At 53.5% G+C, this 24,169-nt stretch carries 15 protein-coding genes and 1 riboswitch; of the genes, 8 read left to right on the top strand and 7 right to left on the bottom strand.

Annotated elements, in window-relative coordinates; all coding sequences use genetic code 11:
- Positions 1 to 339 precede the first annotated feature (339 nt).
- The gene (locus AABA21_RS08530) at positions 340 to 2,652 is read left to right on the top strand and encodes a PAS domain-containing sensor histidine kinase (RefSeq protein WP_338248801.1); all 2,313 of its coding nucleotides are present in this window, start codon (positions 340 to 342) and stop codon (positions 2,650 to 2,652) included.
- Positions 2,653 to 2,912: 260 nt separating this feature from the next.
- Entirely contained in the window at positions 2,913 to 3,707 is a 795-nt protein-coding gene (locus tag AABA21_RS08525; protein ID WP_338248799.1) for an alpha/beta fold hydrolase, read from the top strand.
- A 152-nt stretch (positions 3,708 to 3,859) separates the two neighbouring features.
- Here AABA21_RS08525 and AABA21_RS08520 read toward each other — a convergent pair whose 3' ends face one another.
- Both AABA21_RS08520 and AABA21_RS08515 read right to left on the bottom strand, forming a co-directional pair.
- Complete coding sequence (locus tag AABA21_RS08520) at positions 3,860 to 4,138, bottom strand: mersacidin/lichenicidin family type 2 lantibiotic (protein ID WP_338248797.1); 279 nt, start codon at positions 4,136 to 4,138, stop codon at positions 3,860 to 3,862.
- 136 nt (positions 4,139 to 4,274) lie between these two features.
- A complete protein-coding gene (locus AABA21_RS08515; RefSeq protein ID WP_338248795.1) occupies positions 4,275 to 7,574 on the bottom strand; it encodes a type 2 lanthipeptide synthetase LanM family protein in 3,300 nt (1,099 codons plus the stop codon).
- A 342-nt stretch (positions 7,575 to 7,916) separates the two neighbouring features.
- Between AABA21_RS08515 and AABA21_RS08510 the strand changes: the two genes are divergently transcribed.
- A complete protein-coding gene (locus AABA21_RS08510; RefSeq protein WP_338248793.1) occupies positions 7,917 to 10,622 on the top strand; it encodes an NACHT domain-containing protein in 2,706 nt (901 codons plus the stop codon).
- Positions 10,623 to 10,633: 11 nt separating this feature from the next.
- On the opposite strand, the gene AABA21_RS08505 is transcribed toward AABA21_RS08510, so the two are convergent.
- A complete protein-coding gene (locus tag AABA21_RS08505) occupies positions 10,634 to 12,310 on the bottom strand; it encodes a sensor histidine kinase (protein ID WP_338248792.1) in 1,677 nt (558 codons plus the stop codon).
- A gap of 97 nt (positions 12,311 to 12,407) precedes the next feature.
- Positions 12,408 to 13,112 (bottom strand): response regulator transcription factor, encoded by a 705-nt coding sequence (locus AABA21_RS08500; protein WP_338248790.1) that lies wholly within the window; start codon positions 13,110 to 13,112, stop codon positions 12,408 to 12,410.
- 222 nt (positions 13,113 to 13,334) lie between these two features.
- On the opposite strand from AABA21_RS08500, the gene AABA21_RS08495 reads away from it, so the two are divergent.
- Positions 13,335 to 13,661: a hypothetical protein gene (locus tag AABA21_RS08495; RefSeq protein WP_338248788.1), complete on the top strand. Its 327-nt coding sequence runs from the start codon at positions 13,335 to 13,337 to the stop codon at positions 13,659 to 13,661.
- A gap of 153 nt (positions 13,662 to 13,814) precedes the next feature.
- Positions 13,815 to 14,369, top strand: coding sequence for a Dps family protein (locus tag AABA21_RS08490; protein ID WP_338248786.1), 555 nt, complete (start codon positions 13,815 to 13,817; stop codon positions 14,367 to 14,369).
- Positions 14,370 to 14,438: 69 nt separating this feature from the next.
- On the opposite strand, the gene AABA21_RS08485 is transcribed toward AABA21_RS08490, so the two are convergent.
- Positions 14,439 to 15,785 carry an acetyl-CoA hydrolase/transferase family protein gene (locus tag AABA21_RS08485; protein ID WP_338248784.1) on the bottom strand — a complete coding sequence of 449 codons (1,347 nt, stop codon included), beginning with the start codon at positions 15,783 to 15,785 and terminating at the stop codon, positions 14,439 to 14,441.
- Positions 15,786 to 16,376: 591 nt separating this feature from the next.
- Here AABA21_RS08485 and AABA21_RS08480 point away from each other — a divergent pair.
- The 3 genes from AABA21_RS08480 to AABA21_RS08470 all read left to right on the top strand — a co-directional run bounded on the left by AABA21_RS08480 (position 16,377) and on the right by AABA21_RS08470 (position 20,073).
- Entirely contained in the window at positions 16,377 to 17,405 is a 1,029-nt protein-coding gene (locus AABA21_RS08480) for an RRXRR domain-containing protein (protein WP_338248782.1), read from the top strand.
- Between the two features lie 114 nt (positions 17,406 to 17,519).
- Positions 17,520 to 18,857, top strand: a complete 1,338-nt coding sequence (locus AABA21_RS08475) for an IS4 family transposase (protein WP_338248766.1) — start codon at positions 17,520 to 17,522, stop codon at positions 18,855 to 18,857.
- 82 nt (positions 18,858 to 18,939) lie between these two features.
- Positions 18,940 to 20,073 (top strand): potassium channel family protein, encoded by a 1,134-nt coding sequence (locus AABA21_RS08470; RefSeq protein WP_338248763.1) that lies wholly within the window; start codon positions 18,940 to 18,942, stop codon positions 20,071 to 20,073.
- Between the two features lie 57 nt (positions 20,074 to 20,130).
- Here the strand turns inward: AABA21_RS08470 and AABA21_RS08465 are convergent, their stop codons facing one another.
- Both AABA21_RS08465 and AABA21_RS08460 read right to left on the bottom strand, forming a co-directional pair.
- Entirely contained in the window at positions 20,131 to 21,162 is a 1,032-nt protein-coding gene (locus tag AABA21_RS08465; protein ID WP_338248761.1) for a ribonucleotide-diphosphate reductase subunit beta, read from the bottom strand.
- A gap of 27 nt (positions 21,163 to 21,189) precedes the next feature.
- Positions 21,190 to 23,649, bottom strand: a complete 2,460-nt coding sequence (locus tag AABA21_RS08460; RefSeq protein WP_338248759.1) for a ribonucleoside-diphosphate reductase subunit alpha — start codon at positions 23,647 to 23,649, stop codon at positions 21,190 to 21,192.
- A gap of 141 nt (positions 23,650 to 23,790) precedes the next feature.
- Positions 23,791 to 23,936, bottom strand: a riboswitch (cobalamin riboswitch).
- Positions 23,937 to 24,169 lie beyond the last annotated feature (233 nt).

Raw genomic sequence — 24,169 nt, 5'->3', positions numbered from 1 at the left:
CTGCGCTACCCACCATAGCCGGAAACCAATTGAATCATCTCTATCATACCTCATCAACAGCATAAATTAAAGTACTAGTACTAAAAGAAATCATAAGCAGGTAATACCAAATAACAGAAAGAGATTTATAGCTTATATAATTCATCAATCAGCTTCTAAAACAATAGAGGGTTTTAATTTGGAAGGCACTCGCCAACGGGGTCAATCCGGAGTATTTATATGTATATTCTACACATAAAGCACAACTTATAGAGCAATGGAAAGTACATAGACTGGTAATTTCATGGTACAATACGTTGGTAATAACTGGTTCATATATATCCTGTATCAGATATATTTTTGAGGCAAGCATTGAAGCAAGAAAAAACACCCCTTGCTCCTTCGCAAGCGGGAATCAAACCAGGTCAACACAATGGGGACACATGTGAACAGGCTCCATGCCATCACATTGAAGACCAGACATACATCAGGCTCATCGAGATGTCGCATGAGGCAATGATCATTTGCGATCCTCAACAGCACATTCAACTATGGAACGGTAGCGCAGAAGAACTATACGGCTGGGCAAAGCAAGAAGCTATCGGGTGCCTCTATCATGAATTGCTCCAAAGCAGGCCCAGCAAACAAGATGCTGATAGTATGTTCCAGTTATTGCAAGAAGACCAGTGGGAAGGCGAGTTACTCCAGACCAAGTGTGATGGCAAACTGGTAGTAGTCAAAAGCCGTCAAAGCATTCTCAAGGACGACACCGACTACCCTGATCATATTTTAATAGTCAATCAGGATATCACTACCTCAAAAAAACCGGAACAAAGTCTACAGGACCAGGTTAGCGTGACGGCTTGCGTCCAGAACATTGGCTTTTGGTCCTGGAACGTCCTTGACGACCAGCAGAGTCTTAGCGACCAGATACTATCCGCGTTCGATCACCAGCCGCGTGAAGACCCTCCTAATGGCGCGCAGGTGATGCAGACGGTCCAGGCTGCCAATCCAGCTAACACAAAACGTGTCCTGCAGCAAGCTTTAAAAACCGGGCACAAATACATAGATGAATACATACTTACCGACGCCAGTAAGCACAAGCACTGGATCGAGGTCCAGGGCCGCGTTTACTTTGACGAACAATGCAACCCCATCAAAATGATGGGGATAGCTATCGATGTCACCAGGCAAAAGCAGAAAGAGCACAGGCTCCATGCCTCAAACCACTATCTTCACACCATCCTGGAGAGTCTCAAGGATGCCTTCTTTCTCGTTGATAAACAATGGCACCTCATCTATGTGAATCAGCAGGCCGCCAGACTGGTCCACTATTCGGCTGATGACCTGATCGGGCACAATATCTGGGAAAAAGTTCCGGGCTTAAAAAACACCATCTTCGAAGAGAAAGCCTACGAAGCCGTTCAGACCCAGAAAGCCATCCAATTCGAGGCTTTCTTCGCCCCCAACCGGCATTGGTACGACGTTCATCTCCATCCCACGGCAGAGGGTCTATCCGTCAATTATAATGATGTTACAGCCTACAAGCGAACAGAAATCGCGTTACGCACCAGCGAACACAAATTCAAAGCATTGATCGATGCCAATATCATCGGCTTTACACTGGCCGAACTGGATGGAAAAATTATCGAGGCCAACGACAAACTGCTTAAAATGCTTGAGTACACGAAAGCAGACCTCGCGGCCGGTCGCCTAAACTGGCGCGAGGTCACACCTGATGAATACAGGGGCATTGATTACCAGGCGGTCAAAGATTTGCTAGAGACCGGCGTTTTCATGCCCGTCGAAAAAGAATACCGCAACAAGCACGGGCAGCGGGTGCCCGTACTGATGACCGGTACCATAGTGGAAAATACCCGTCCTCTCTGCGCTGCCATCATCGTTGATTTAAGGACCCAGAAAGAATTAGAAAAGCAAAAAGATACTTTCATGAGCATTGTGGGACACGAATTACGCACACCGCTGACCGCCATTAATGGCAGTATCCAACTCGCCCAGCGCCGTATCCAACGCTTCTTACAGGATCGTCCCGACAAATTACCATCTGATGTAGAGGTGATGATCGACAAACTGTGCAAGCTGCTGGAACAATCATTACGCCAGACACGCGTGCAAAACCGTCTGATCAACGATATGCTGGATGTTTCCAGACTGGCAATCGATAAGCTTGAATTATTTATGCAGCCCGGCAATCTGATCAGCGTCGTTAAGGAAACGGTCGAAGATCTGCGCTACACCGAGGGCAACCATCCCATCTACCTGGTACTGCCAGAGCAGCGATACATACCGGCACTCATGGATAGTGATCGCATCAGCCAGGTAGTGGCGAACTATATCAGCAACGCGCTCAAATATTCAGACCCCGAAGAGCCCATTACCGTAGAGATAACAGTGGACGACGCGCAGGCGCATGTATGGGTACACGATCGCGGCGAAGGGATGTCGAAGGAAGAACAAAAGCATATCTGGAATCGCTACTATCGTACCAACCACGCCAGGGGTAAAAAGACTACGGGGGTCAACCTCGGTCTTGGTCTGCATATCTGCCAGGTGTTGATAGAACGACATCAAGGCCAGGTAGGAGTTACCAGCAAGAAGGGGAAGGGGTCTACGTTTTGGTTTTCGTTGCCTTTGATGGAGGGCGGCACATAGCGATGTGCGGCGCTCTTATGTCTGCTTTTGGTGCCTTCGGCGATGACTCTACGCGCCTACGGCGCTCAACTTGATTTTTTGAGGTATGAGTGCAACACAGTGAATGGGTGCTAATGCACCCATTCACTGTGTTGCACTCATACCTCAAAAAACTTATGAGTCATTCCGGATTTTTGAAAAATCCGGGATGGCTCATAAAAAAAACAGGGTCTTTTTGCAGGATGCTTGCATTTTAATATGCGCGGGTGTACATATATAGTATGAAGATGTATCGCGAGATCAGCAATCATACGGTTTTTGTGGAGGGGCGTCCTGTGCGCTATCAGGTGGTAGATACGCCGGGGGATAGGCAGGGGACGTCGAGGGAAGCGATTGTGCTGGTGCATGGGCTCAGTGCCTCCAGCTACTGGTGGACGCGCAATATCGCGCCGCTGGCACAACATTACCGCCTCTACCTTATCGATCTGCCTGGATTTGGTTCGATGCGCCAGCATCGTCAGCACTTCCATCTGAGGCAGACCGCCTCGTGGCTCATACAATGGATGGAGAAGGTCGAGTTGACGAAGGCGCATTTTATCGGCCACTCCATGGGAGGCTTTATCTGTGCTGAACTTGCCGCGCGGCGTCCAGAAGTGGTGGGGAAGTTGGTTCTGGTAGCGCCGGCGTTTATGCCGCCCGCGCGCCAGGTGCGCCATTATCTCCTTCCATTATGCCTGGGTATCACCCATACCTCACCGGCCTTCTGGCCGATCCTCACCTACGATGCCATGCGTACCGGTCCCCTGACCCTGCTTAACGCAGCCCGTCAACTCATGGCCCAGGGGGATCATGAGCATATCAGCGCCCTCAGCATGCCGACCCTGCTTGTATGGGGTCAGCACGATACCCTCGTGCCGGCGGAACTGGGGCAGTTGCTCATCAAAGAGATTCCTCAGGCCCAACTTATCGTACTGGCCCGCGCGGGACATGTCTGTATGTTTGAGCAGGCCCCCTTATTCAATAAACATGTGCTCAACTTCTTGCATTCTGGGCAGGCCGACGAGGCCATGTTCTAATCTAAAAAGAGGGAATCTCTCTCTGGCACATGGATAACATGCACACAATAAAGACCTGTGCGGCTGCCACGGGGTGCATCCGCACAGAACAAAATGAACGATACCACAGATGCAATACATTGATCTCCGGAACAGATCGGCACGGCCACATGCTAACAACAGGGTCCAAATGTAAAGCAATAAGACGATTTCAGGCAGTCAGCCGAGCAACCAAGAGAAAACTGCTGTTCATGCGGACGATTCATACCGATGCCGAGGCCAACGCCGATGCCAAGGCTGATGCCGTCCCCGCCACAGATCGCCGCCAGATCAGCATCGATCAGCTCGATCTCGCCCGCCGGATTGGCCGGTAGCTGCGCTAATTCAGCGGGTTCCAGACTGCGGCGATATGCTTCATCCGTCCAGGCACGCACAACGTCTATAGAAGACATGGGAACATCCTTTCTGTGTGGAAATAAACAAAGTATTCCACCACTACAACATATGGGCTACAACAGTACGTACAACCAGTGGCTTTACAGCCAGAGACACAAACAAGAAATGCGTCGAATCCCCATGACGATGACCTCATTCAGCCACCGTACGCGTGGGAGGAGACAGAAGAAGCAGGTTTGGAACGGACTGAGGTTGCGCCAGGCGCAACAATTCGTAACCGATACCAGCCAGCCCCAGCATCATCCCTGGAGTTTCGACACCGAGAGGAAGACCACTTGTCCAACCTGTACGCTCGCCGCATTCCAGCAGCATCGCGGTCAGTTGGGCCAGTGGCTCCAAATATTCAGTCATGCCCAGACGTTGTGTCGCAGTCAGGAGCAATTCTAGATTGCCTAGATCCCCATGACAGAGTGAATGATTAAAGCCAAATCCCTCCTTCAATGTTGTTTTAAGCGCTATCTCCACCTCCTGGCGCATTACAGCGGTATCGTCATAATGCAACAGCTCCATTCGGCTCAAGCCCAGGCCGGCGGCGCCGTGGCACCATGCCACCACAAAACGTGACGCGGCGTCCTCGTTCGGCTCACTCGCTCCCCGCGCAGCCGACTCAGGTCGCAGATCGGGCCAGTTATTGTGGGTGCTTGAGAACAGCTGGCGCTCAAAAGAGAGCAAGGCGTTAGCAGCTATACGAAATCGTTCCTGCTGGCAGACGGCGGAGAGCTTCATCAGGCTTAAAGCCATACCAGCAGCCCCATGCGCGTATCCGGTTAACAGACCCCTCTGGAGCAGAGCAGCTACTGATGGTGTTGGCGAGGTTAAATGCAGAGCTTGCAGCAGATGATCACCGCAACGAATCGCGTTCGCCAGCACACGTGCCGTAGGCAGAACCTGGTACAGGCTCAGCAAGGCTAACAGGCAGCCAGCGGAACCATGAACAACATCGAGCTGCTGATCATGCTCAATCAATGGCTCGATCTGCTCAAGCACGCGCTCCACCCCGCTTACAAGCCATGGCTCGTTCCAAAGCACAATCAGGTGGGAGAAGAGATAGAGCAGCGATCCCCAGCCCGCGAACGCTCCTACGCCCTGCATCAACAGAGGTACCGACGATGACGACTCCAACTGCTGGCGTAGGGAGGATACAATAGTGCGCGCCAGGGTGGTCGATTCCTCATGCCCGTCGCACTTGTCCAGGTAGGCGAGGAACAGGGCCAGGCCCGCCAGACCATTATAGAGATCACAGCCAACGGCGCCAATATACCACTCGCGATGCCGTCCCGGAGTCAGGGTCAACCAGCTCAGCATGTCCCCTTGATGAAAGGAAAGGGTATCCAGGCGACGGCCAATCGCACGAGCCGCCGTTTGCAAATGCTCAGGGGTCGCAGGCGCGGCAGGCTCGCGCAACTGCAGGGTAGGAGGTTGAAAATGCAGCTCCTGCTCTGTAATAGAAGCCAGTGAAGCCTGAATAATCCATACCTGTCGCATCAAATCGGTATCGTCCAGCTTTTGCAGGCGCCGCACGGCCATATCCATCCCGCTATGGGAACAGAAGTCTGTCACCCGTTCACCCCGACTCGTATACAGATCATAGCTGGAGACCCGCGTCAGAAAGAAAGGGATATCGCCAGAGAGAAGATCCGCCTGTTCGGCCGCTATAACGCTGGCCATATATGGCTGCTGACGCGTAATCGTCCACAAGCGATCCATATAACGATAGAGATCGAGCGCATCGCGCAGCACATCGGGATGGAAGCTCTCCTGCAATACCAGGCTATAGGCCATCGTCGGTCGTAAAATCACGCGTATCTCATCACGCGCAAAGCCGGGCAGCACGGTCTGCAGCAGCTCTTCGCGGCATTCAACCAGCAATCGATACAGAGAAACAAAACCAAACACGATACAGTGCTGGTAAGAGCAGAGATCTACCGGCTGGCCCCGTAAACGCGGGCGATTCTGACGCCCCCCCATGGTCGCGAAATCACGCACGATGCGCATCTGATCCGTTCCCACCTGGGCCCACCGGGGCATCGCCACCGGAACTACCTGGCCCTGTAGCTCACTCATACCACTCATATCCATGCCGGGCGCGCGCTCACTTGACCAGAAGCGGTAGGGCAGCAAACCCACCGAGAGCACCGACGACTGCAACGCATCATCGACCTCGGTCCAGGCAGATGGCTGATCTTCTTGCCGACGGATACGTGGACAAAACAGCGCCTCTAAATCAACCAATACTGGCTGCTCGCCGGCAGCTACCAGATTTTCCGCGTGTACATCGGTCGCCGACAGCATATACAACAGGGCCAGGTATGCTCCCTGCCGGATATAAAAGCGCTCTACCTGTTCGGGCTCGCTACAATCATGGGCTTCAATAAACTCACACCATCCATATGTACCTTTATCCAGCAAACGCGATAAGCGGAATGGTGGCAACTTGCTTCTCACATTCAACCACTGGAGCAGGGTCTGAAAATGGGTATCGATCGAAAGAGATCTGGGCTTATAGACCAGCCGCAAGCCAGAATGGAAGCGCAGGAGAAAAACACTGCGGCCTCCCCGGTGAACATCTCCCGTTCCACTGAGCACCTCGATCAGAAAGCCAGGATCGGCATCAGGCGAAAAGAGGGCACGGATCTCTTTCCAGTCGGCACATAAGCGCTGCAAAAACTCCAGCGACGTCTCACGCCACTGATCAAGATGGGTCATCAGCTGACGCGCCAGCACGGGATAGCGGGCCAGGATCGAAAGCATCACCTGCGGCTGACTACACCAATCAGCGAAAAAAGCGAAGCGCTCCTCGGGTGTTGCGCCGCGCAGGCGCCCCTCCAGACGCATGACGTTCAGTTCAAGGGCCAGCACCTTGCTCACCTTGAGAAACAGCTGACCTGGTAGGCGCTGAAACAGCTGGGTCATCACAACCAGGGGCTCAAACGGAGGATTCTGCTGACGCTGCAACAGGATCTGCATCTCTACATAGACGCGCTTCCACGCGCTACGCAAAAGGGGTAGAATCGCACGAATGAGTAAGTCTATACCTTCTTCCTGTTGCAGAGGGGGAAGGGCGCACGGCATATCCTTATCATCCATAGAGAAGGCCTGCTGCAACTTATCCAGCCAGATCAGGTCGCCCGAAAATCGCTGCTGCACCGCCTCGATAGGTTCGGCCAGCAGATAGAGGAGATCTTCTTCTACCAACCCATCAATTGCCAGACGCTGAGCAAACTGGTCTCCCTGCTGAAAGGCTGGCAGTTCCTTCCACCAGCGCAACTTACTCGCCGCCAGATCGGTATTGAGCTGATCCAAGGGAATCTTCTTCTCATCATCAGCCCGCCATAACGCAATGCGCTCAGGCAATGTCAGGGCGCGATACCACGAGGCTGGAATTGCCTGCTGAGGTATGCCAACCGTCGTCTTATGCCCCTCTCCTATCATCGCACACATCCCCTTTAAAAAGATCACAAACTACTTATAACATTATAATTTTTGACGAAATTCATTTTTGGCATACATTAATTGATCAATACACTTCTGGCGCTTGAATACAATATACAATAATTCAAAACGATTTCATAAGTGAGTAGGAATATTATACCAGTTATACAAGATATAAAAGTGATATTATATAGGAAAAATAGGAACAACAAAGACGAAACAACGGTTAGCATGTTATAATGTTCTTGCATCGTTCAATGAGTGCGTAGGAAAACGCCGTACAGCAGAAGGGCGCAGGGTGGAGGAGCACCTCGAGGATAATGTGTAAGGAGGGAGAAAGGGATGGGAGAAGACGATCTGTACAAAACAGTAGCAGGTGGTGAGGAGACCTTGCTACGAATACCTGGCGATGCAAAAAGGCCAGCGATACCACGCACAGGACTATTGGGACGATATCCACAGCATCACAGCGTTCAGCATCAACCGCTCACACCAGAAAGAGAGATGCCACCGCTGTATTATGCCCCGCCAGGCATTGATCACACAATATTCAGAAATACAAGAGCCGCCCACTCACCGCAGGAGAAAAATAACCGCCTGCATCTCCTCAAGCGTGTCAGACGCTTCTGGATTACAGATGTGCTCGAACATTCGCTGCATCATGCCACGCTGATCGAGCTAGGATTGCAGACGAGGCCAGATGCGTTGATTAACCCCTGGCATCTTTTACAAGAATCGGCGCAGGCCAAAAGAACACTACCCGCGCACACATCGATTACGCAGGTCTACGACGAGGCCGATGGCGCCCTGCTCATACTGGGTGAGCCGGGAGCAGGGAAAACCACCCTGCTGCTGGAACTCACGCGTCACCTGCTCAACAGGGCCGAGCAAGACGAGACTCATCTCCTGCCCGTCGTTTTCAACCTCTCATCGTGGGCCGCCAGGCGCCTGCCGCTACGTGACTGGTTAATTGATGAGCTTCATGACAAATACCAGGTACCACGCAAAGTCGGACAAAGCTGGATCGACACCGAAGATATTCTGCTCCTTCTGGACGGTCTTGACGAGGTCAACGCCACCCACAGGGGCACCTGCATCGATGCCATCAACACATTCCGCCAGAAACATGGGATGGTGCCGATAGTAGTATGCAGTCGCAGCGCAGAGTACCACAGTCTATCCACACAACTGAGCCTGCAGATGGCCGTGGTCATACAACCATTGACTCCTCGGCAGATCGAACAATATCTCAAAAACGTCGGCCGGCCCCTGGAAGCATTAAGAATCGCGCTGCAGCAGGACTTCTATCTACAAGAGCTGGCGACAACGCCCCTGATGCTCAGCGTACTCGCCCTGGCCTATCACGGCATGCCACTGGACGAGATCCTGCAAAACGATACACTAGAAAACAAGCGGCGGCAGATCTTCGCCACCTATGTCCAGCGCATGCTTACACGCCGGGGCACATCCACCAGTCATCCACCGGCCCAGACCATCCACTGGCTGTCCTATCTCGCCCGCCAGATGAAGCGACAGAATCAAAGTGTCTTTTATATCGAACATATCCAACCAGATTGGCTGGAGGAGCCGCGCACGCAGCGCATCTACGAACGCCTGGCCATACAGCTGATTGGCAGTTGCGTCGGAGTCCTGATCAGCCTGGTTGTCAGCCTCCTGTTTCTGGGAAGCTTAACCATCACCATACGCGCCATCTATGGCTTGATGGGGGGGCTCCTGGGAGGTCTGCTGAGCGGCAGAACACTTGAGCCGCTACCAGAATCGACCATCCCACCGTTCAGGCGGGGCGTATCCGGCTGGCTGAACAGGCTCATCAGCAATGGGCCCACGCGCAATGGCGTAGGTATTACCCTGATCACCATTCTCATTCCTGGAGGCTATACATGGTATGATCCGCTCAAAGGCATCATAGTTGGAGGGGCCCTTGGCATCACCAGCACGCTGTTAAGTATTTTACTGGCGCCTGTACCCAGCACCAAAAGCACGCATAGAACCTATACGCTCATTAAACAAAGTGTCCTGATCGGCACCTTAATTGGCCTGAGCACCGGGCTCAGCTTTGGCTTCCTGATCGGACCAATCATCGGGATAGGCTTTGGCTCGATCATCGGCATCAGCTTCGCGCTGATCTCTCTGCTCCTGCTGCTCTTCTTCTCACAGAGGAGTCCAACCATCCAGCTCACAGAGATCATCACCTGGCATCCAAGGAACCTGCTCAAAGGGCTATTGAGCACTCGCTATATCAAGCAAAGTCTGCTGGTAAGTGGGCTGGTCGGATTGAGCATTGGTCTCAGCAACGCCTTGATCTTTGGTCCCAGCGTAGCGCTGGCGCGCAGTCTGAGCTTTGAGCTCAAAAACCTGCTCACCCTTGGAAACGACGCCGAACTTATTTATCGCGCCCTCGTCGGCCTCGGCTTTGGACTCAGTACCGGATTAAGCATTGGATTGAGTTATGGCTTTATTTTAGGCCTATTAAATGGTCTCTCCAATCACAGGCTTGAGGAACATCGTAGACTGACCCCCAACCAGGGAATTGGACGCTCGGCGCGCAACGGCTTTATCGTTGGGCTCATCTGCACATTCGCTACCTGGAGCATCCAGATCTTAATGCTGCTCATCTTCACCAGGGCTTACTACCTGTTCAGTCAGGGCCTGGCCATGATGTTAAGCAGCGATCCAGGACAGCAGCTCAACATGCTGCTTGATGATGGGGTCAACGAGGTCTTGAGCTTTGGGCTACACAATGCCCTCTACATCGGGCCATCCTGTGGCTTGCTGGTGGGGCTCTTAATTGGTGGCTGGGCCTGCATCCAGCATATCGTCCTGCGCATTCTGCTCTGGCGTAGCCAGGCTATGCCGCGCAATTACGCCAGATTTCTTGATTTCGCCACGGAGCGTATCCTGCTGCGCAAAGTCGGCGGCGGCTACATCTTCGTGCATCGACTCCTGCTTGACTACTTCGCGGCCATGGTTCCTCTGGCGCGGCCGTTAGAATATTGGGATCAGTCGAAAACGCACGAGAGAAGATGATAGACAAACCGTCAAGGCATTGGCAGGGGGCGCGTTTTAATGTCCTGTGTGGGCATAAAGACGTCGTCGGAAATTGACTCGGTGGCGGCCTGGGCACGGGGGATGCAGATGGTAAAGCAAGATCCCTGGCCGAGCACGCTTTCGACCGCGACCGAGCCTCCCATCGCCTCGGAGAGCTCTTTGACGATCGCCAGGCCCAGTCCGGTCCCACTGCCGTACTGGGCATTCGAGGCGCGGTAAAAGCGATCCCAGATCCTGGCGAGATCGTCTGGCGCGATGCCTTCCCCGGTATCCTTCACCTGCAAAATGATCTGCCGTTCATTGGCCTGGGTCGCGACGGCGATAATGCCGCCGGGAGACGTATGCCGAACGCCATTGTGGATCAGGTTATGCAGGATCTGCTCCAGCCGGTCACCGTCCACCAGGGCATATGGGAAGGATGGGCTGATAGATTCCACTTCAGCGACAACCTCCACCCGGCTACCACGCCACGCGATAGGAGCGATCGTCTCTACCACGCGCGTCACCAGGAGCTCAATATTGGTCGGCTGACAGCGCATCTCCAGCCGACCCACCTCGGCCCGTGCCAGCGTAAACAGGTCATTGATCAATGACTGCAGACGTATCGTCTGCTGCTCAATCGTCTGCATATCCTGCTTGAGCGTAGCCGGAGGCTGATCCTGCTGCCAGTTCGCCAGGCTAGACTCCAGGTAGCTCCGTACAGTCGCCACCGGAGTGCGCAGTTCATGAGACACGCTGGCGATCAACTCACGGCGCGCATTGAGAAGCGTCTGCACATTGTCGCGCTCCTCCTTCAACTCCCGCATGGTCCGCTCAAGAGCTGAAGCCATCGCGTTAAAGTCAGCCTGCAGATGGGCGATCTCGTCCTCACCCTCAATGTTCACACGAATGCTATAATCACCGCTACGCAGCATGCTGGTAGCCCGTGCCAGCTGCTCGATCCTCCTGGTAATGCGGCGGGTAAAGATATAGGAGGACAGGATGGAGGGCGGCAAGACACAGGCGATAGTAAAAACAGTACAGATAAACATGACGAACAGGAAAGAGATGATAAGATAGAGCGGGCGTGTATCTGTAAAGAGTGTGCCGAAATCAACCGCCAGAAGGATCAACACAATCACGGCACTGATAATACCCGCACCAATAACCACGACCATCAGATGTGAGTGTGTGACTTCCCAGCGCAAACGCTTCAGACGTAGGCGATCCCAGAACGCCAACGCGTGCAGCACGATACGTAGCAAGAAGAAACCTATACAGCCCAGTAAAGTAACGGCGAAGAAACCGATCCGGCTACCCTCCGAAATGCTCACCAGGGAGAGAAAATTGAGCTGATGAAAGAACCAGAGAAAAAACCAGGCGCTAAACAATAGCTCACATAATAAGACACCCGTGACCTCGATCTCGGTCAGTAGCTGCTGCCAGACGGTACGCCGGGCAGGCCGCAGGCGCCAGCGGAAAGCCAGGCAGAGAACCGAGAACAGGCAATAGAGTGTGAAAAACTGGATTCCGTATCCATTGATCGGGATATTGCGGCTATCTGTAAGCGGTGAGATCGCCGGAAGGATCAGTGCCATCGCGCTTTGAATAATCAGCATCTCTAAAAAAGCCCGCCCCACTGTGGCGTGCGTCAAAGGGTTTTGTCGCCATGCTTGCTTATTCATCATAAGGCACCAAATTTTCCCTTGCTAGAGAGAGAAGGGCGGGGACACCCCGCACCCCGGCAGGAGGGGCTCGCCGCCCCTCCTGCACCTCCCCGCAATTTTATGTGAGGCTTTCTTGTTTGAGGCGGTAGCCGACGCCCCAGACGGTTTCGATGGCGTCTCCGACTTTGCCGAGTTTTTTGCGCAGGCGCAGCACGACGTTGTCTACCGAGCGGTCGCCGCCGATGTAGGTTTCGCTCCAAATGGTTTCGATGAGATAGGCCCGGCTGAAGGCCCGGCCGGGGCTGCGCAGCAAAAGTTGCAACAGGTTGAACTCGGTCGGGCTCAGATCCAGGGTCGAGCCATTCAGGGTCGCTACGTGCGTCTGCGGATTAAGCCGGAGCGGTCCCCGCACCAGCATGGCAGCGGCAACGCTCCGATCGGCATTCAGCGTCTGTAGGATCAGTTCGTTGCGGCGCAGAAGCGCGCGCACACGGGCAATGAGCTCACGTACACTGAAAGGCTTCGTCAGATAGTCGTCCGCCCCGACCTCAAGGCCGACTACGCGATCCGCCTCTTCACTACGGGCCGTCAACATCAGCACCGGGGTAGAGGCCACCTGCCTGATCTGCCTCAATACATCCAGGCCATTCAATCCTGGCAGCATCCAGTCTAGAATTACCAGGTCCACCTGCGAGTTATTATGCATCTTGACCGCGTTGAGGCCATCACTGGCATGGAGCGTCGCATAGCCAGAGGCGATCAGTTCGCGCAAAACGACCTGGGCCAGGTCAGCCTCGTCTTCAACCAGCAATATTGTTGGCATCTATCCCTCTCTCAATCTTTTCCTGTTGTGTTAACACAATTATAACCTTAAAACAGCAGGGGATAAACACCTGTCCCCTATTTGAAATGGCTCTTTCAGACTTTGCGACAAAGTTGCGACAATCTAGCGATACAAGGGCGACATATAAAATCTATGCTATGAACAGCAAACGAAAACGGAAGACAAAGTTCTTTTCCTGCTCAATCAGGATAGGAGGAGATCATGATGATGATAAACGACTTTACGGCACTGCCCGCTAGTTTAAAGATAGTATGCTCGTTACTGACGCTCTGCTGTGGGGTTCTCCTCTTCTTGTTGGGACCACGCATCGTGGCGCGCACCATGTCCTCAACAGAGAATTCGCCTATCAGTCACGCATTAATCAGACGCTGGACCCATCTCTTTTTTCTTGAAGTACTGGCAGGGATCTTCTGTTATGGAGGATTATATATAAACGGCTCGCTGCTAGCATTACCGATTCAGCAGGCATTGTTGAGCATTGCGATCCTGGCCCTGCTCTGCACCTGCCTGTTAAGCCACTACATTTAGTGGTGACATCCCCTGGATCAAAGGAGCAAGAAGCCCCCTGTTACCCATCTCATTTTGAGGTCGTGTAATGAACACATGTCGAAGGCTGATAGCAAGATAAGAAAAAACCGATTCACAGGATTTACATCTGAAGGTTGAGAAAGGGTAACACCGATGACAACAAGAGAGAAACCAACCAGCAGACATACCGCTACCCAGCAAAAAGCGATCGCGCCTCAGCTCGCGACCGTAACCGACCTGACGCCAGAAGAGGTGCAGTCCGTAACTACGGTCATCAATCCATTGGTCGCTGATGCGTTTGCCCTCTACACCAAGACCAAGAATTACCATTGGCACCTGTCCGGTTCACACTTCCGAGATTACCATCTCCTGTTCGACAAGCAGGCGAAAGACATTCTGAAATCGATCGACGTGATGGCGGAGCGTGTCAGACGCATCGGCGGCACCACGATCCGCAGTATCAAACATATCAGCCAGCTACAAACGATTCAGGACGACAACGATGAGTTTGTGCCGCCCGGCGAGATGGCCAAACGTTTAATGGACGACAACGCCCATTCGGCGCAGATGCTACGCGCCGCGGTCAAGATTGTGGAAGACAATCACGATACTGCGACCGCCAACGCGCTGGAGGATTTACTGGATCAGGCCGAACGCCGCAAGTGGTTCCTGTTTGAAGTCGTGCAGGGACAGAATAACGCCGGTTAGCGATCACAAACAGCCAAAATCTATCCCCGGCTTCCTTAATCAGTTGGACAGCCGGGGATCATTGTGTGTTTAGTTCAACAGGTGGAGGTTATAGGCGGCGCGCTCCAGTTCTTCACGGAACTGTGGGGCGGCGATCGAGATCAGGCTCCGCGCCCGTTCGGCGAGATCACGGCCATGTAAGGCAGCCACGCCATATTCAGTGACAACATAATGCACGTGGGCGCGCGAGGTCGTTACAGCCGCTCCAGGCGTCAAGATGGGGACGATGCGCGATGCCACATTATCGATCGGCTTCAGCAGGCCCGGCAGCGTATCCAGCACGGCGGCCGACAGTTCGTTGCCGCGTGGAACGCGCGCCGTAGCCGGCAAGGCGATGATGGGACGACCCCGCTTCGCCAGGGCGGCCCCGCGCATAAAATCCATCTGCCCGCCCACTCCGCTATAGAAACGGGTACCGATCGACTCCGCGCAGACCTGGCCCGTCAGATCCACCTGGAGTGCGCTATTAATCGTCGCCATACGCTCGAACTGGCGAATAGTAGCCGTATTATTCGTATAATCAGCAGGTCGCATCTCGACGGTGGGGTTATCATCGATAAAGTCCAGCAGGCGGCGCGAGCCCACCACGAAGCTGGCCACAATCTTGTCACGATCGATAATCTTCTTTTCGCCCGTGATCACTCCACGTTCCACCAGATCCAGAATGCCATCTGAGAACATCTCCGTATGCACGCCCAACGCGCGATGATCGCTGATAGCCTGCAGAACAGCGTCCGGGATAGCGCCGATGCCTAGCTGCAGCGTAGCACCGTCTTCAATTAAGCTGGCCACGTGGCGCCCAATCTGTAGTTGCACCTCATCGGGCCGGCGCCGCATCACCTCATATAGAGGTCCATCCCATTCAACCGCGTAATCAATGGTCGAGATGTGTACAAAGCCGCTACCATGCGTACGCGGCGCACGAGGATTGATCAGCGCCACCACCACGCGGGCATGGCTGGTCGCCGCCAGCGCCACATCCACGGAAGCGCCCAGCGAACAATAGCCATGGCTATCGGGAGGCGAGACCTGGATAAACGCCACATCGATGGGCAGAGAGCCAGACGGCTCAAACAGCGCCGGAATATCCGACAGGAAAACGGGTGTATAGCTTGCGCGTCCATTATTCGCCGCCTGGCGCATATTCTCGCCGACGAAGAGTGCGCGGGTCGAAAAGTGGCCACGCCACTTCTCATCAGTATAGGCAACCGGGCCATACGTATGCAGATGGGTCAACTCGACATCAAACAACTCATCGCCACGGGCAACCAGGGCATCGATCAAGGGGCCCGGCGTCATACACGCGCCATGAATGAAGACGCGGTCGCCAGATGAAACGGCCTGTACGGCGGTAGCGGCATCACACCAGGTAGTCATAGCATCCCTCAAGTAGCTAGAAATTACCGTCTTTACTAGAAAAGACGATCCGTGACGCTCAAAAACCCTGTCCTGGCATCACAAAGTGATCTCACTTGAGCCACTAGACAAGCTATCCTCAAGTGAATACAATACATCTGAAATTGGTTAAAGATAGTAGGCTCGAAAGAGACGTAACCAATAACTCAAGCAGTGTAAGTCATGAACCCCATGCCTAAAGGCCTGATTCTTACCCACATCTTTTTGATCAAGCTTGAAAAGCCAATCGCAAGAGATGGGCTTGTGAAACAGTCAACAGTGGCAAGAAACCCTGATGGCCGTTTCACAGATTCCATTTGTAAATGTGGGTAAGAATCAGGCCTAAAGGCAGGGGCTTGTCGAAGGGCTAAGACAACGTAAGTTATGTCTAGTGGGCTACTTCGGTAGCAGCCGCGGGATGGGCTACTTTTCAAGAACGTTCGAGTACCCCCCTCGCTTGAACCTCTTCTAGCCGCGCCCAAGCTGGCACCCTTTGGGGTTAAGCCCGTCCTCGCTCTCACGAAGGGGAATATTACCCTGGCTTTGACCAGGAGGGAAGGGAATCCTTCACGTATGCGTATACCTGTAGTTGATTGTCGAGGCGTAGTATTGATGCCTTGCACCTCTGCGAAAGCACGACAATTATTCAAGAGCGGTCATGCTCGTCCAAAGCGCAATCGGCTTGGCATGTTCTTTGTCCAGTTGTGCTATGAGCAGGAACCCAATAACCAACTTCTTGTCGTCGGGGTTGATCCCGGCAGTACATTCGAGGGTTTTAGCGTGGTTGGCACGCATGATACAGTGCTCAATGTCATGGTCGAAGCGCCTACGCATGTCAAAGATGCCGTGGAAACCCGCAGAACGATGCGCCGAGCACGTCGGCATCGCAAATGGCGTCGTCCCATGCGTTCACACAATCGTCTCAATCGGAGAAAACGCATCCCACCATCGACACGAAGCCGATGGGAAGCCAAGGCTCGCATTGTGGCGCATCTTACACATCTGCTCCCCCTAACGGATGCGGTGGTAGAGGATGTGCAAGCGGTCACCAGAACTGGGAAAGAAGGCACATGGAATCTTTCCTTTAGTCCGGTCCAGGTTGGCAAAGACCATCTGTATCGGCTGCTCACTGATATGGGCCTGCAGGTGCATCTCAAGCAAGGATGGGAAACCAAACAATTGCGCGAGAAGTATGGCCTCAAAAAAACAAACCAGAAAGCCAAACGAAGCTTTGATTCGCATTGCGTCGATAGTTGGGTCTTAGCAGCTTCAGAGAGTGGGGCAGAAAAACCGACCTGCCAACGGCTCTGGTATGTGATTGGAGCCGTGTTGCACCGTCGCCAACTCCATCGTTTGCAAGCCTCAAAAGGAGGTGTGCGCAAGCCCTATGGGGGCACGCGTTCACTTGGCTTGAAGCGGGGAACGTTGGTGCATCACGCCAAATATGGCCTCTGTACGGTAGGTGGCTTTGACCGCAAAAAGCAAACGGTGAGCTTACATGCCTATCGAACGAATACACGCCTGACACAGGGAGCGAAGCCTGCGACATGCAACGTCAAAACATGGGTTGCATGGCGTAGTTGGCTTGTCCCCCAAACATAAAGAAAGGGGCGGCTTTGTTTCCTCCCCATAGGCATTAAGTTTAGGTCTGCTGACAAAAGAAAGCTCCTGAGCGGAAGATGAAGAAATCAAACATTTCATCAGCCGAGGAGCCCTATGACGACGAGTGTAACACAGTGTGAAGCCATGTTGAACCAGATCTTGAATGAGCGAGCGAACGTGCTGGCCAAAGAAACTGGCTTTGTCAAACGCGAGCGCAAACTGACAGGAGCCACGTTTGTGCAGGTGATGGCATTGGGCCATCTGCATCAGCCGGAAGCGAGCTTGGAACAATTGACGCAAGGTGCGCACATTTGCGGGGTACAGATCAGTGCATCGGGCCTGCACCAACGGTGCACCCAAGCAGCAGCGACCTTTCTGCAAGCAGTCCTCTGGGAGTTGGTGCAGCAGGTGGTCACGGTCAAAGCGGTCCCCGTGGCCATGTTCAAGCGCTTTAAGCACGTGATTCTGGAAGATGCCTCGACCATCGTCCTGCCGGAAGAACTGGCGGATCTGTGGCCCGGATGCGGGGGAGGCAGTGCGACTACGACGGCACATACGGCTTCTGCTCTCAAGTTGCATGTGCGCTTGGACCTCAAACATGGCTGGCTCCTTGGTCCGTATCTGTCGGCTGGGCGCGTGCATGAACTGCATGGGCCACTGAGAGAGCAGATCGTGTCGGCTGGAAGTTTGTATGTGGCCGACCGCGGATATTGGAGTCTCGCTCGCTTGCGCGAGTTGTCCGAGCAGGGTGTGCGCTTTTGCCTGCATCCAAAGGCCAACACCGTGTTCTATGATCGGCAAGGCCACCGTATCGATCTGGAAACCGCTTTGCCTCGAACGTGTGGACAGATCAAGATTCTGTACGTGTCGCTGGGCAAACAGGAACCTCTGCCGGTGCGCTTGATCATGATGCGCGTGCCACCCGAGGTCGCCGAGCAGCGGCGTGAGCACCTGAAGAAGGAGGCTACCGACAAAGGGAAAATCGTGAGCGAGGTGCAGTGGAAGCTGGCCGAGTGGACCTTGATTGTCACCAATACTTCGGCCAGGCAGATCTCTGCCGAGCAGGCGCTCATCTTGCTGCGCCAACGCTGGCTGATCGAGTTGCTTTTCAAACTCTGGAAGAGTCATGGTCACCTTGACACCTGGCGCTCGGCTCTGCCCTGGCAGGCGTTGTGCGAACTGTACGCGAAATTGATTGCCGTAGTCATTCAACATTGGCTCCTCTTGTTTGGCTGCTGGCACGATCCCTGGCGCAGTTTGTTCAAAGCTGCTGCCGTCGTTCGCGCTCTCGCTTTAGATCTCTTGGAGGTGCTCTCTGGCACTCGTCACTTGCATCAGGTGATCCGCAAAGGGCGTGCCATGATGCAATCGGGCTGTCGGGTCCATCGTCGAGTAGCTGAACCCTGTCTGGCTCAGATCCTCCTTGAAGGACTCGACTGGGTCTTAACTTAATGCGTATGGGGCGGCTTTGTTTCCTCCCCATGACTGAAGTCAGGGGTCTCCACAAAACCGAGTTTTAAGATGAGGACAACTTATGCGGATTATTGCAATCATTATCGGCATACTACTTATTGTGGTGATTGCGCAAGATGGCTTTGAGACCGTGGTTCTGCCGAGGCGAGTAGCACGAAAGTTTCGTCTGGCCCGGCTCTTTTACAGCGCTACATGGCAGCTATGGTCGGCCCTGGCGCGCAAAATGCGTCCCAATGGCCGACGCGGCCAATATTTAAGTTATTACGGCCCGCTCTCCCTGCTGCTCCTGCTGGCGGTATGGGCCTCTGGCTTCGTCTTTAGCTTTGCTTTGCTACAATGGGGCCTGGCCTCGCCGCTCCACTCACCCGATACATCCATTTCCTTCGCAACCTATGTCTACATGAGCGGCACCACCTTTGTGACGCTCGGATTGGGAGATGTCATCCCCCTTTCCAGCATGGGTAGAGGGCTGGTCGCCATAGAAGCAGGATTTGGACTGGCCTTTCTGGCCTTGATTATCGGCTATCTTCCCGTTATCTATCAGGCTTTTTCGCGCCGCGAAACAAATATCACCCTGCTAGACGCGCGAGCGGGCTCCCCTCCAACGGCGCTGGAGCTGCTCAGGAGGCACTCTCACAGTCACTTTCCAGACGAGCTCCTCCAGTTTATGCGCGATTGGGAAAAATGGTGCGCCGAGCTGCTCGAAAGCCATATTTCATACCCGGTCCTGACCTACTACCGTTCGCAGCATGAACGCCAGTCCTGGTTAGCCGCCCTCACAACCGTACTGGATGCCGGCGCCCTGGCCCTGGTCGGCATTGAGCAGTTGCCGGTCAAACCGATGAAATTTACCTTTGCCATCGCGCGCCATGCCGCGGTCGACCTGGCGCAGACCTATGGCACACCACCAACCCGTGACGGCAAAAGGCTATCGTCAGAAGACTTCATTGCACTGCGCGAGCAGCTAGCCGAAGCGGGGCTGGTCTTCACGAATGAGGAGACAGCAGAGCGACGACTGGCGGAGATTCGCAGCACCTATGAACCGTTCCTCGTCTCCCTCTCCGAACATCTACTGATACCACTACCCGACTGGATCCAAAGGGGTGAGCGCGTTGACGACTGGCAGACCAGCGCCTGGGATCATTTCCTGCCCTCCACCCCTTCTACCATCGATCACGCTATGCGCGGAGATTAAGCAAAGAGCGAGGTCCTCCCATGATGGGGAGGACCTCGCTGGTATGCGCAATATAACCTAGTCCCAGCGCAATGTGGCCCCGGACTGATATTCAGTCACCCGGGTTTCAAAGAAGTTCTTTTCTTTGCTCAAATCAATGGTCTCACTCATCCAGGGAAAAGGATGGGGTGAATGATAGTGCACTGGCAGACCAATACGCTCCAGGCGACGATCGGCGATATGCTGTACATAGTGGCGGAACGCGTCCGGCTGCAGTCCCAGGATACCCTGCGGCAAACAATCCTGCGCGTAAGCGATCTCCAGTTCCACTGCTTCTTGAATCAAGGTCAGGATATGCCGCTGGAACACAGGGGTCCAGATCTCCGGCTGCTCAGCTTTGATACCATTGATCAAATCAATGCCGAAGTTCAGATGAATAGTCTCATCACGCAAGATATACTGGAACTGCTCGCCAATACCGGTCATTTTATTACGGCGATGAAACGAAAGGATCATAGCGAAGCCGCTATAGAAAAAGATGCCCTCCATAATGACATAGTAACCGATCAGATTCTGCAGAAAGGTCTGTGCCCCCTCTAGTGTCTCCGTTGAAAAACTGGGGTCCAGCAGCGCCGAGGTCAACTTCATCTCGAAACCATCTTTACGCGCGATCGCAGGGATAGTGTGATACATGGTAAAGATTTCGCGCTCATCGAGCCCCAGACTTTCAACTATATACAGAAAAGCATGCGAATGGACCGCCTCTTCAAAGGCCTGGCGCAGCAGGTATTGTCGACACTCGGCATTGGTCACATGCTTAAAGATTGCCAGTACCAGGTTATTGCCCACCAGGCTTTCAGCGGTCGCAAAAAAGCCAAGGTTGCGTATAATAACCAGGCGCTCAGCCTCGCTAAGGGACGCGCCACGCCAGATCTCAATATCCTTATTCATGGGAACCTCATTGGGCATCCAATGATTGGCGCAACCATTCAGATAGTGCTCCCAGGCCCAGTGATACTTCAGCGGCAACAGTTGATTCACGGTCACCTGGCGACCATTCAATAATCGCTTCTGCTCCACGGCTGATTCATCTTCAAACGAAATGCTCATACTTTAACCTCATTTCTGATTGCCAAATTACTGGCACGCCTCGCACTGATCATCGAGTGAGCAGGCAAACGGTTTAGCCGCGGATTCGCGAGTTACCTGAATGGTGCTAGAGGGGCTGCTGTTCTTCATCCAGCGTGGTTGAATGCCCCAGCGATTGACATCAATAGTTGATTTTTCAATCTGGGTCGCCGCCACCGTACGCAAATAGTAAGTGGTCTTTAACCCTTTGCGCCAGGCCAGGGTATAGATATCGTGTAGTTTCTTGCCGCCCGGCTCGACCAGATAGAGATTCAGCGACTGCCCCATATCGATCCATTTTTGCCGGCGGCTGGAGCACTCAATCAGCCAGGAAGCATCGATCTCGAACGCGGTCTGGTAGCGCAGTTTGAGCTCCACAGGCAACGGCGTCATCGCCGCCAGCGAGCCATCGTAATACTTCAGCATCTCCAGCAGATCAGCGTTCCACAGACCCGCCTGCTTCAGATCATTGACCAGGAACGTATTAATAGTGGTAAATTCACCAGAGAGATTGCTCTTGACGTACAAATTTTTGTATTCTGGCTCGATTGATTGACTAATGCCGACAATGGTAGAGATGGTAGCAGTGGGAGCGATAGCCAGCACGTTGCTATTGCGCATGCCATACCGCTGGATGGCAGTGCGCACAACCCACCAATCCAGACGCGTACTACGATCCATCTCAAGCGGCTCGCCACGCTCCTGCTCAAGCAGGGCAATGCTATCCAATGGCAGCAGGCCACGCTGCCATTTAGAGCCCTGATAACTGGCATAGCACCCACGCTCGGCCGCCAGTTCCGTAGAGGCCAGAATGGCATAGTAGGAGATAGCCTCCATACTATGATCGGCGAACTCGACCGCCTCGTGGCTGGCATAGCTCATACCCAGACGATAGAGAGCATCCTGAAAGCCCATCAACCCCAGGCCAATCGGACGATGGCGCAGATTGGCCTGGCGCGCCTCCGGCGTAGGATAATAGTTGATATCAATTACATTATCCAGCATACGCACCGCAGTCGAGATAGTTGAACGCAGTCGGGGCAGATCCAATTGATTACCGACAAGGTGGGCCGCCAGATTGAGCGAACCAAGGTTGCAGACAGCCGTCTCTTCTGCTGAAGTATTAAGCAAGATCTCGGTACAAAGATTGCTGCTATGAATCACCCCTGCATGATCCTGGGTCGAGCGCACATTGGCCGCGTCCTTCCACGTCAACCACGGATGACCTGTCTCAAACAGCCGGGTCAACATCTTACGCCACAGATCCAGTGCCGGCAGGCGTCTGAACTGCCTCACGCCGCCCTCATCCGCCAGCTGTTCATACTCCCGATAGCGCCGGGCGAACGCCTCTCCATAGAGATTGTGCAGGTCAGACACCTCATCAGGGCTAAACAGGGTCCAATTATCACCCTGTTGTACACGGCGCATAAACTCATCAGAGATCCAGCAGGCGGTATTCATATCGTGGGCGCGCCGCCGTTCATCACCGGTATTACGGCGCAGATCCAGAAAATCCTCGATATCCAGGTGCCAGTTCTCCAGATACGCGCAGACGGCCCCCTTACGCTTACCGCCCTGATTGACAGCGACCGCAGTATCGTTCGCCACCTTGAGAAACGGTATAATTCCCTGACTGGTGCCATTGGTACCTTTGATATGAGAACCTGATGCCCGTACATTTGTCCAATCATTTCCCAGTCCACCTGCCCATTTGGAAAGCAAAGCATTATCCTGAATACTCTTGAAGATATACCGCAGGTCATCCTGCACAGTGGTCAGATAGCAGGATGACAGTTGAGGATGAGAGGTACCAGCATTAAAGAGTGTAGGCGTAGCGGGCGTAAAATGAAACTGCGAGATCAGCTCATAAAACTCGATCGCCCGCGCCTCCTTGTGCTCTTCGCGCAGGGCCAGGCCCATCGCCACACGCATCCAGAGCAATTGAGGAAGCTCAAAGCGTCGGCCTTCGTACTGCAATAGATAGCGATCATACAACGTTTGCAGTCCAGGATAAGCAAAGAATAGATCGCGCTCAGGTCTGATCGCACCCGCAAGCCTGGGCAAGTCAAATTCAGCCAGGCGAGGATCGAGCAGATGTGTTTCAATGCCTCGTCGCACATAGGTTCCAAAATAATCGGCATAGAACGCAGAGGCATCACTCAGTCCCAATTGAGGGGATTCCTCAGGCTGGAGCGTATTGTAAAGGGAAAGCAGCAAAAAACGGGCCGCCACAAACGTATAGGCGGGCTCCAACTCGATACAGGCCCGCGCTGACATTACCAGCGCCTGCCACACCTCGTCTTGCGATGCTCCTGGATAGATGGTAGCCTGCACACTGGCAAGCAGTCGTACCTCATCCACATCGGGAGCGAGGTCGCGACATGCCTCGGTGATAAGCATGGGCACATCAAGAGTAATCGATGGCATATTCGGCGCCGAGAATGACTCGGAAAACCGGCTTGGAATCATAACACATACCTCCACAGACAACAAAAAACCTGTTCCCACGCGAGAACAGGCCGACAGGCAACAAGGCGAAAACTGTCTGACAGGTATGCAAACAAAGCAGACACAGGCCCCTGCTGGTCTTACCCTTTCACGCGAAGGGATCAATCCATAGCATCACAGGTGGGCATTCGGGCTTAGCGGATCACATATCCTCCGCCTTACCGTTGCGCGACAGCGCCGGAATCACACCGGACTTTCCCCATTGTACCCAGACCACGACAGCCTGGCCCTATGAGCTTTTCTGTATTTTATTGCGATAGTGCACAACATGTAGTAATTACAGATGCAACAATACCATATGTTGATTCAAAAAGTCAAGCAGGAGATTGACCAGACCAGAGCTTTACACATTTACTTCTTACCGCCATCAACGACAGAGAGGTAGAACCGCAGGAGCATAGCAGCAGCATCCTCAAAAAACTTTTCTTGAAAAAGGCTGCGAATTTTAGCATACTATTGAAGATATTCAAGATAGAAATGA

This window comes from Dictyobacter halimunensis (assembly GCF_036245075.1).
This window is presented reverse-complemented; position numbering and strand designations above follow the sequence as displayed.

What these genes read in the sequence shown, in the direction of transcription:
- AABA21_RS08525 (WP_338248799.1), top strand. Translation starts at nt 2,913, where the DNA reads ATGAAGATGTATCGCGAGATCAGCAATCATACGGTTTTTGTGGAGGGG.
- AABA21_RS08520 (WP_338248797.1), bottom strand. Translation starts at nt 4,138, where the DNA reads ATGTCTTCTATAGACGTTGTGCGTGCCTGGACGGATGAAGCATATCGC.
- AABA21_RS08515 (WP_338248795.1), bottom strand. Translation starts at nt 7,574, where the DNA reads ATGATAGGAGAGGGGCATAAGACGACGGTTGGCATACCTCAGCAGGCA.
- AABA21_RS08510 (WP_338248793.1), top strand. Translation starts at nt 7,917, where the DNA reads ATGGGAGAAGACGATCTGTACAAAACAGTAGCAGGTGGTGAGGAGACC.
- AABA21_RS08505 (WP_338248792.1), bottom strand. Translation starts at nt 12,310, where the DNA reads ATGATGAATAAGCAAGCATGGCGACAAAACCCTTTGACGCACGCCACA.
- AABA21_RS08500 (WP_338248790.1), bottom strand. Translation starts at nt 13,112, where the DNA reads ATGCCAACAATATTGCTGGTTGAAGACGAGGCTGACCTGGCCCAGGTC.
- AABA21_RS08495 (WP_338248788.1), top strand. Translation starts at nt 13,335, where the DNA reads ATGATGATGATAAACGACTTTACGGCACTGCCCGCTAGTTTAAAGATA.
- AABA21_RS08490 (WP_338248786.1), top strand. Translation starts at nt 13,815, where the DNA reads ATGACAACAAGAGAGAAACCAACCAGCAGACATACCGCTACCCAGCAA.
- AABA21_RS08485 (WP_338248784.1), bottom strand. Translation starts at nt 15,785, where the DNA reads ATGACTACCTGGTGTGATGCCGCTACCGCCGTACAGGCCGTTTCATCT.
- AABA21_RS08480 (WP_338248782.1), top strand. Translation starts at nt 16,377, where the DNA reads ATGCGTATACCTGTAGTTGATTGTCGAGGCGTAGTATTGATGCCTTGC.
- AABA21_RS08475 (WP_338248766.1), top strand. Translation starts at nt 17,520, where the DNA reads ATGACGACGAGTGTAACACAGTGTGAAGCCATGTTGAACCAGATCTTG.
- AABA21_RS08470 (WP_338248763.1), top strand. Translation starts at nt 18,940, where the DNA reads ATGCGGATTATTGCAATCATTATCGGCATACTACTTATTGTGGTGATT.
- AABA21_RS08465 (WP_338248761.1), bottom strand. Translation starts at nt 21,162, where the DNA reads ATGAGCATTTCGTTTGAAGATGAATCAGCCGTGGAGCAGAAGCGATTA.
- AABA21_RS08460 (WP_338248759.1), bottom strand. Translation starts at nt 23,649, where the DNA reads ATGATTCCAAGCCGGTTTTCCGAGTCATTCTCGGCGCCGAATATGCCA.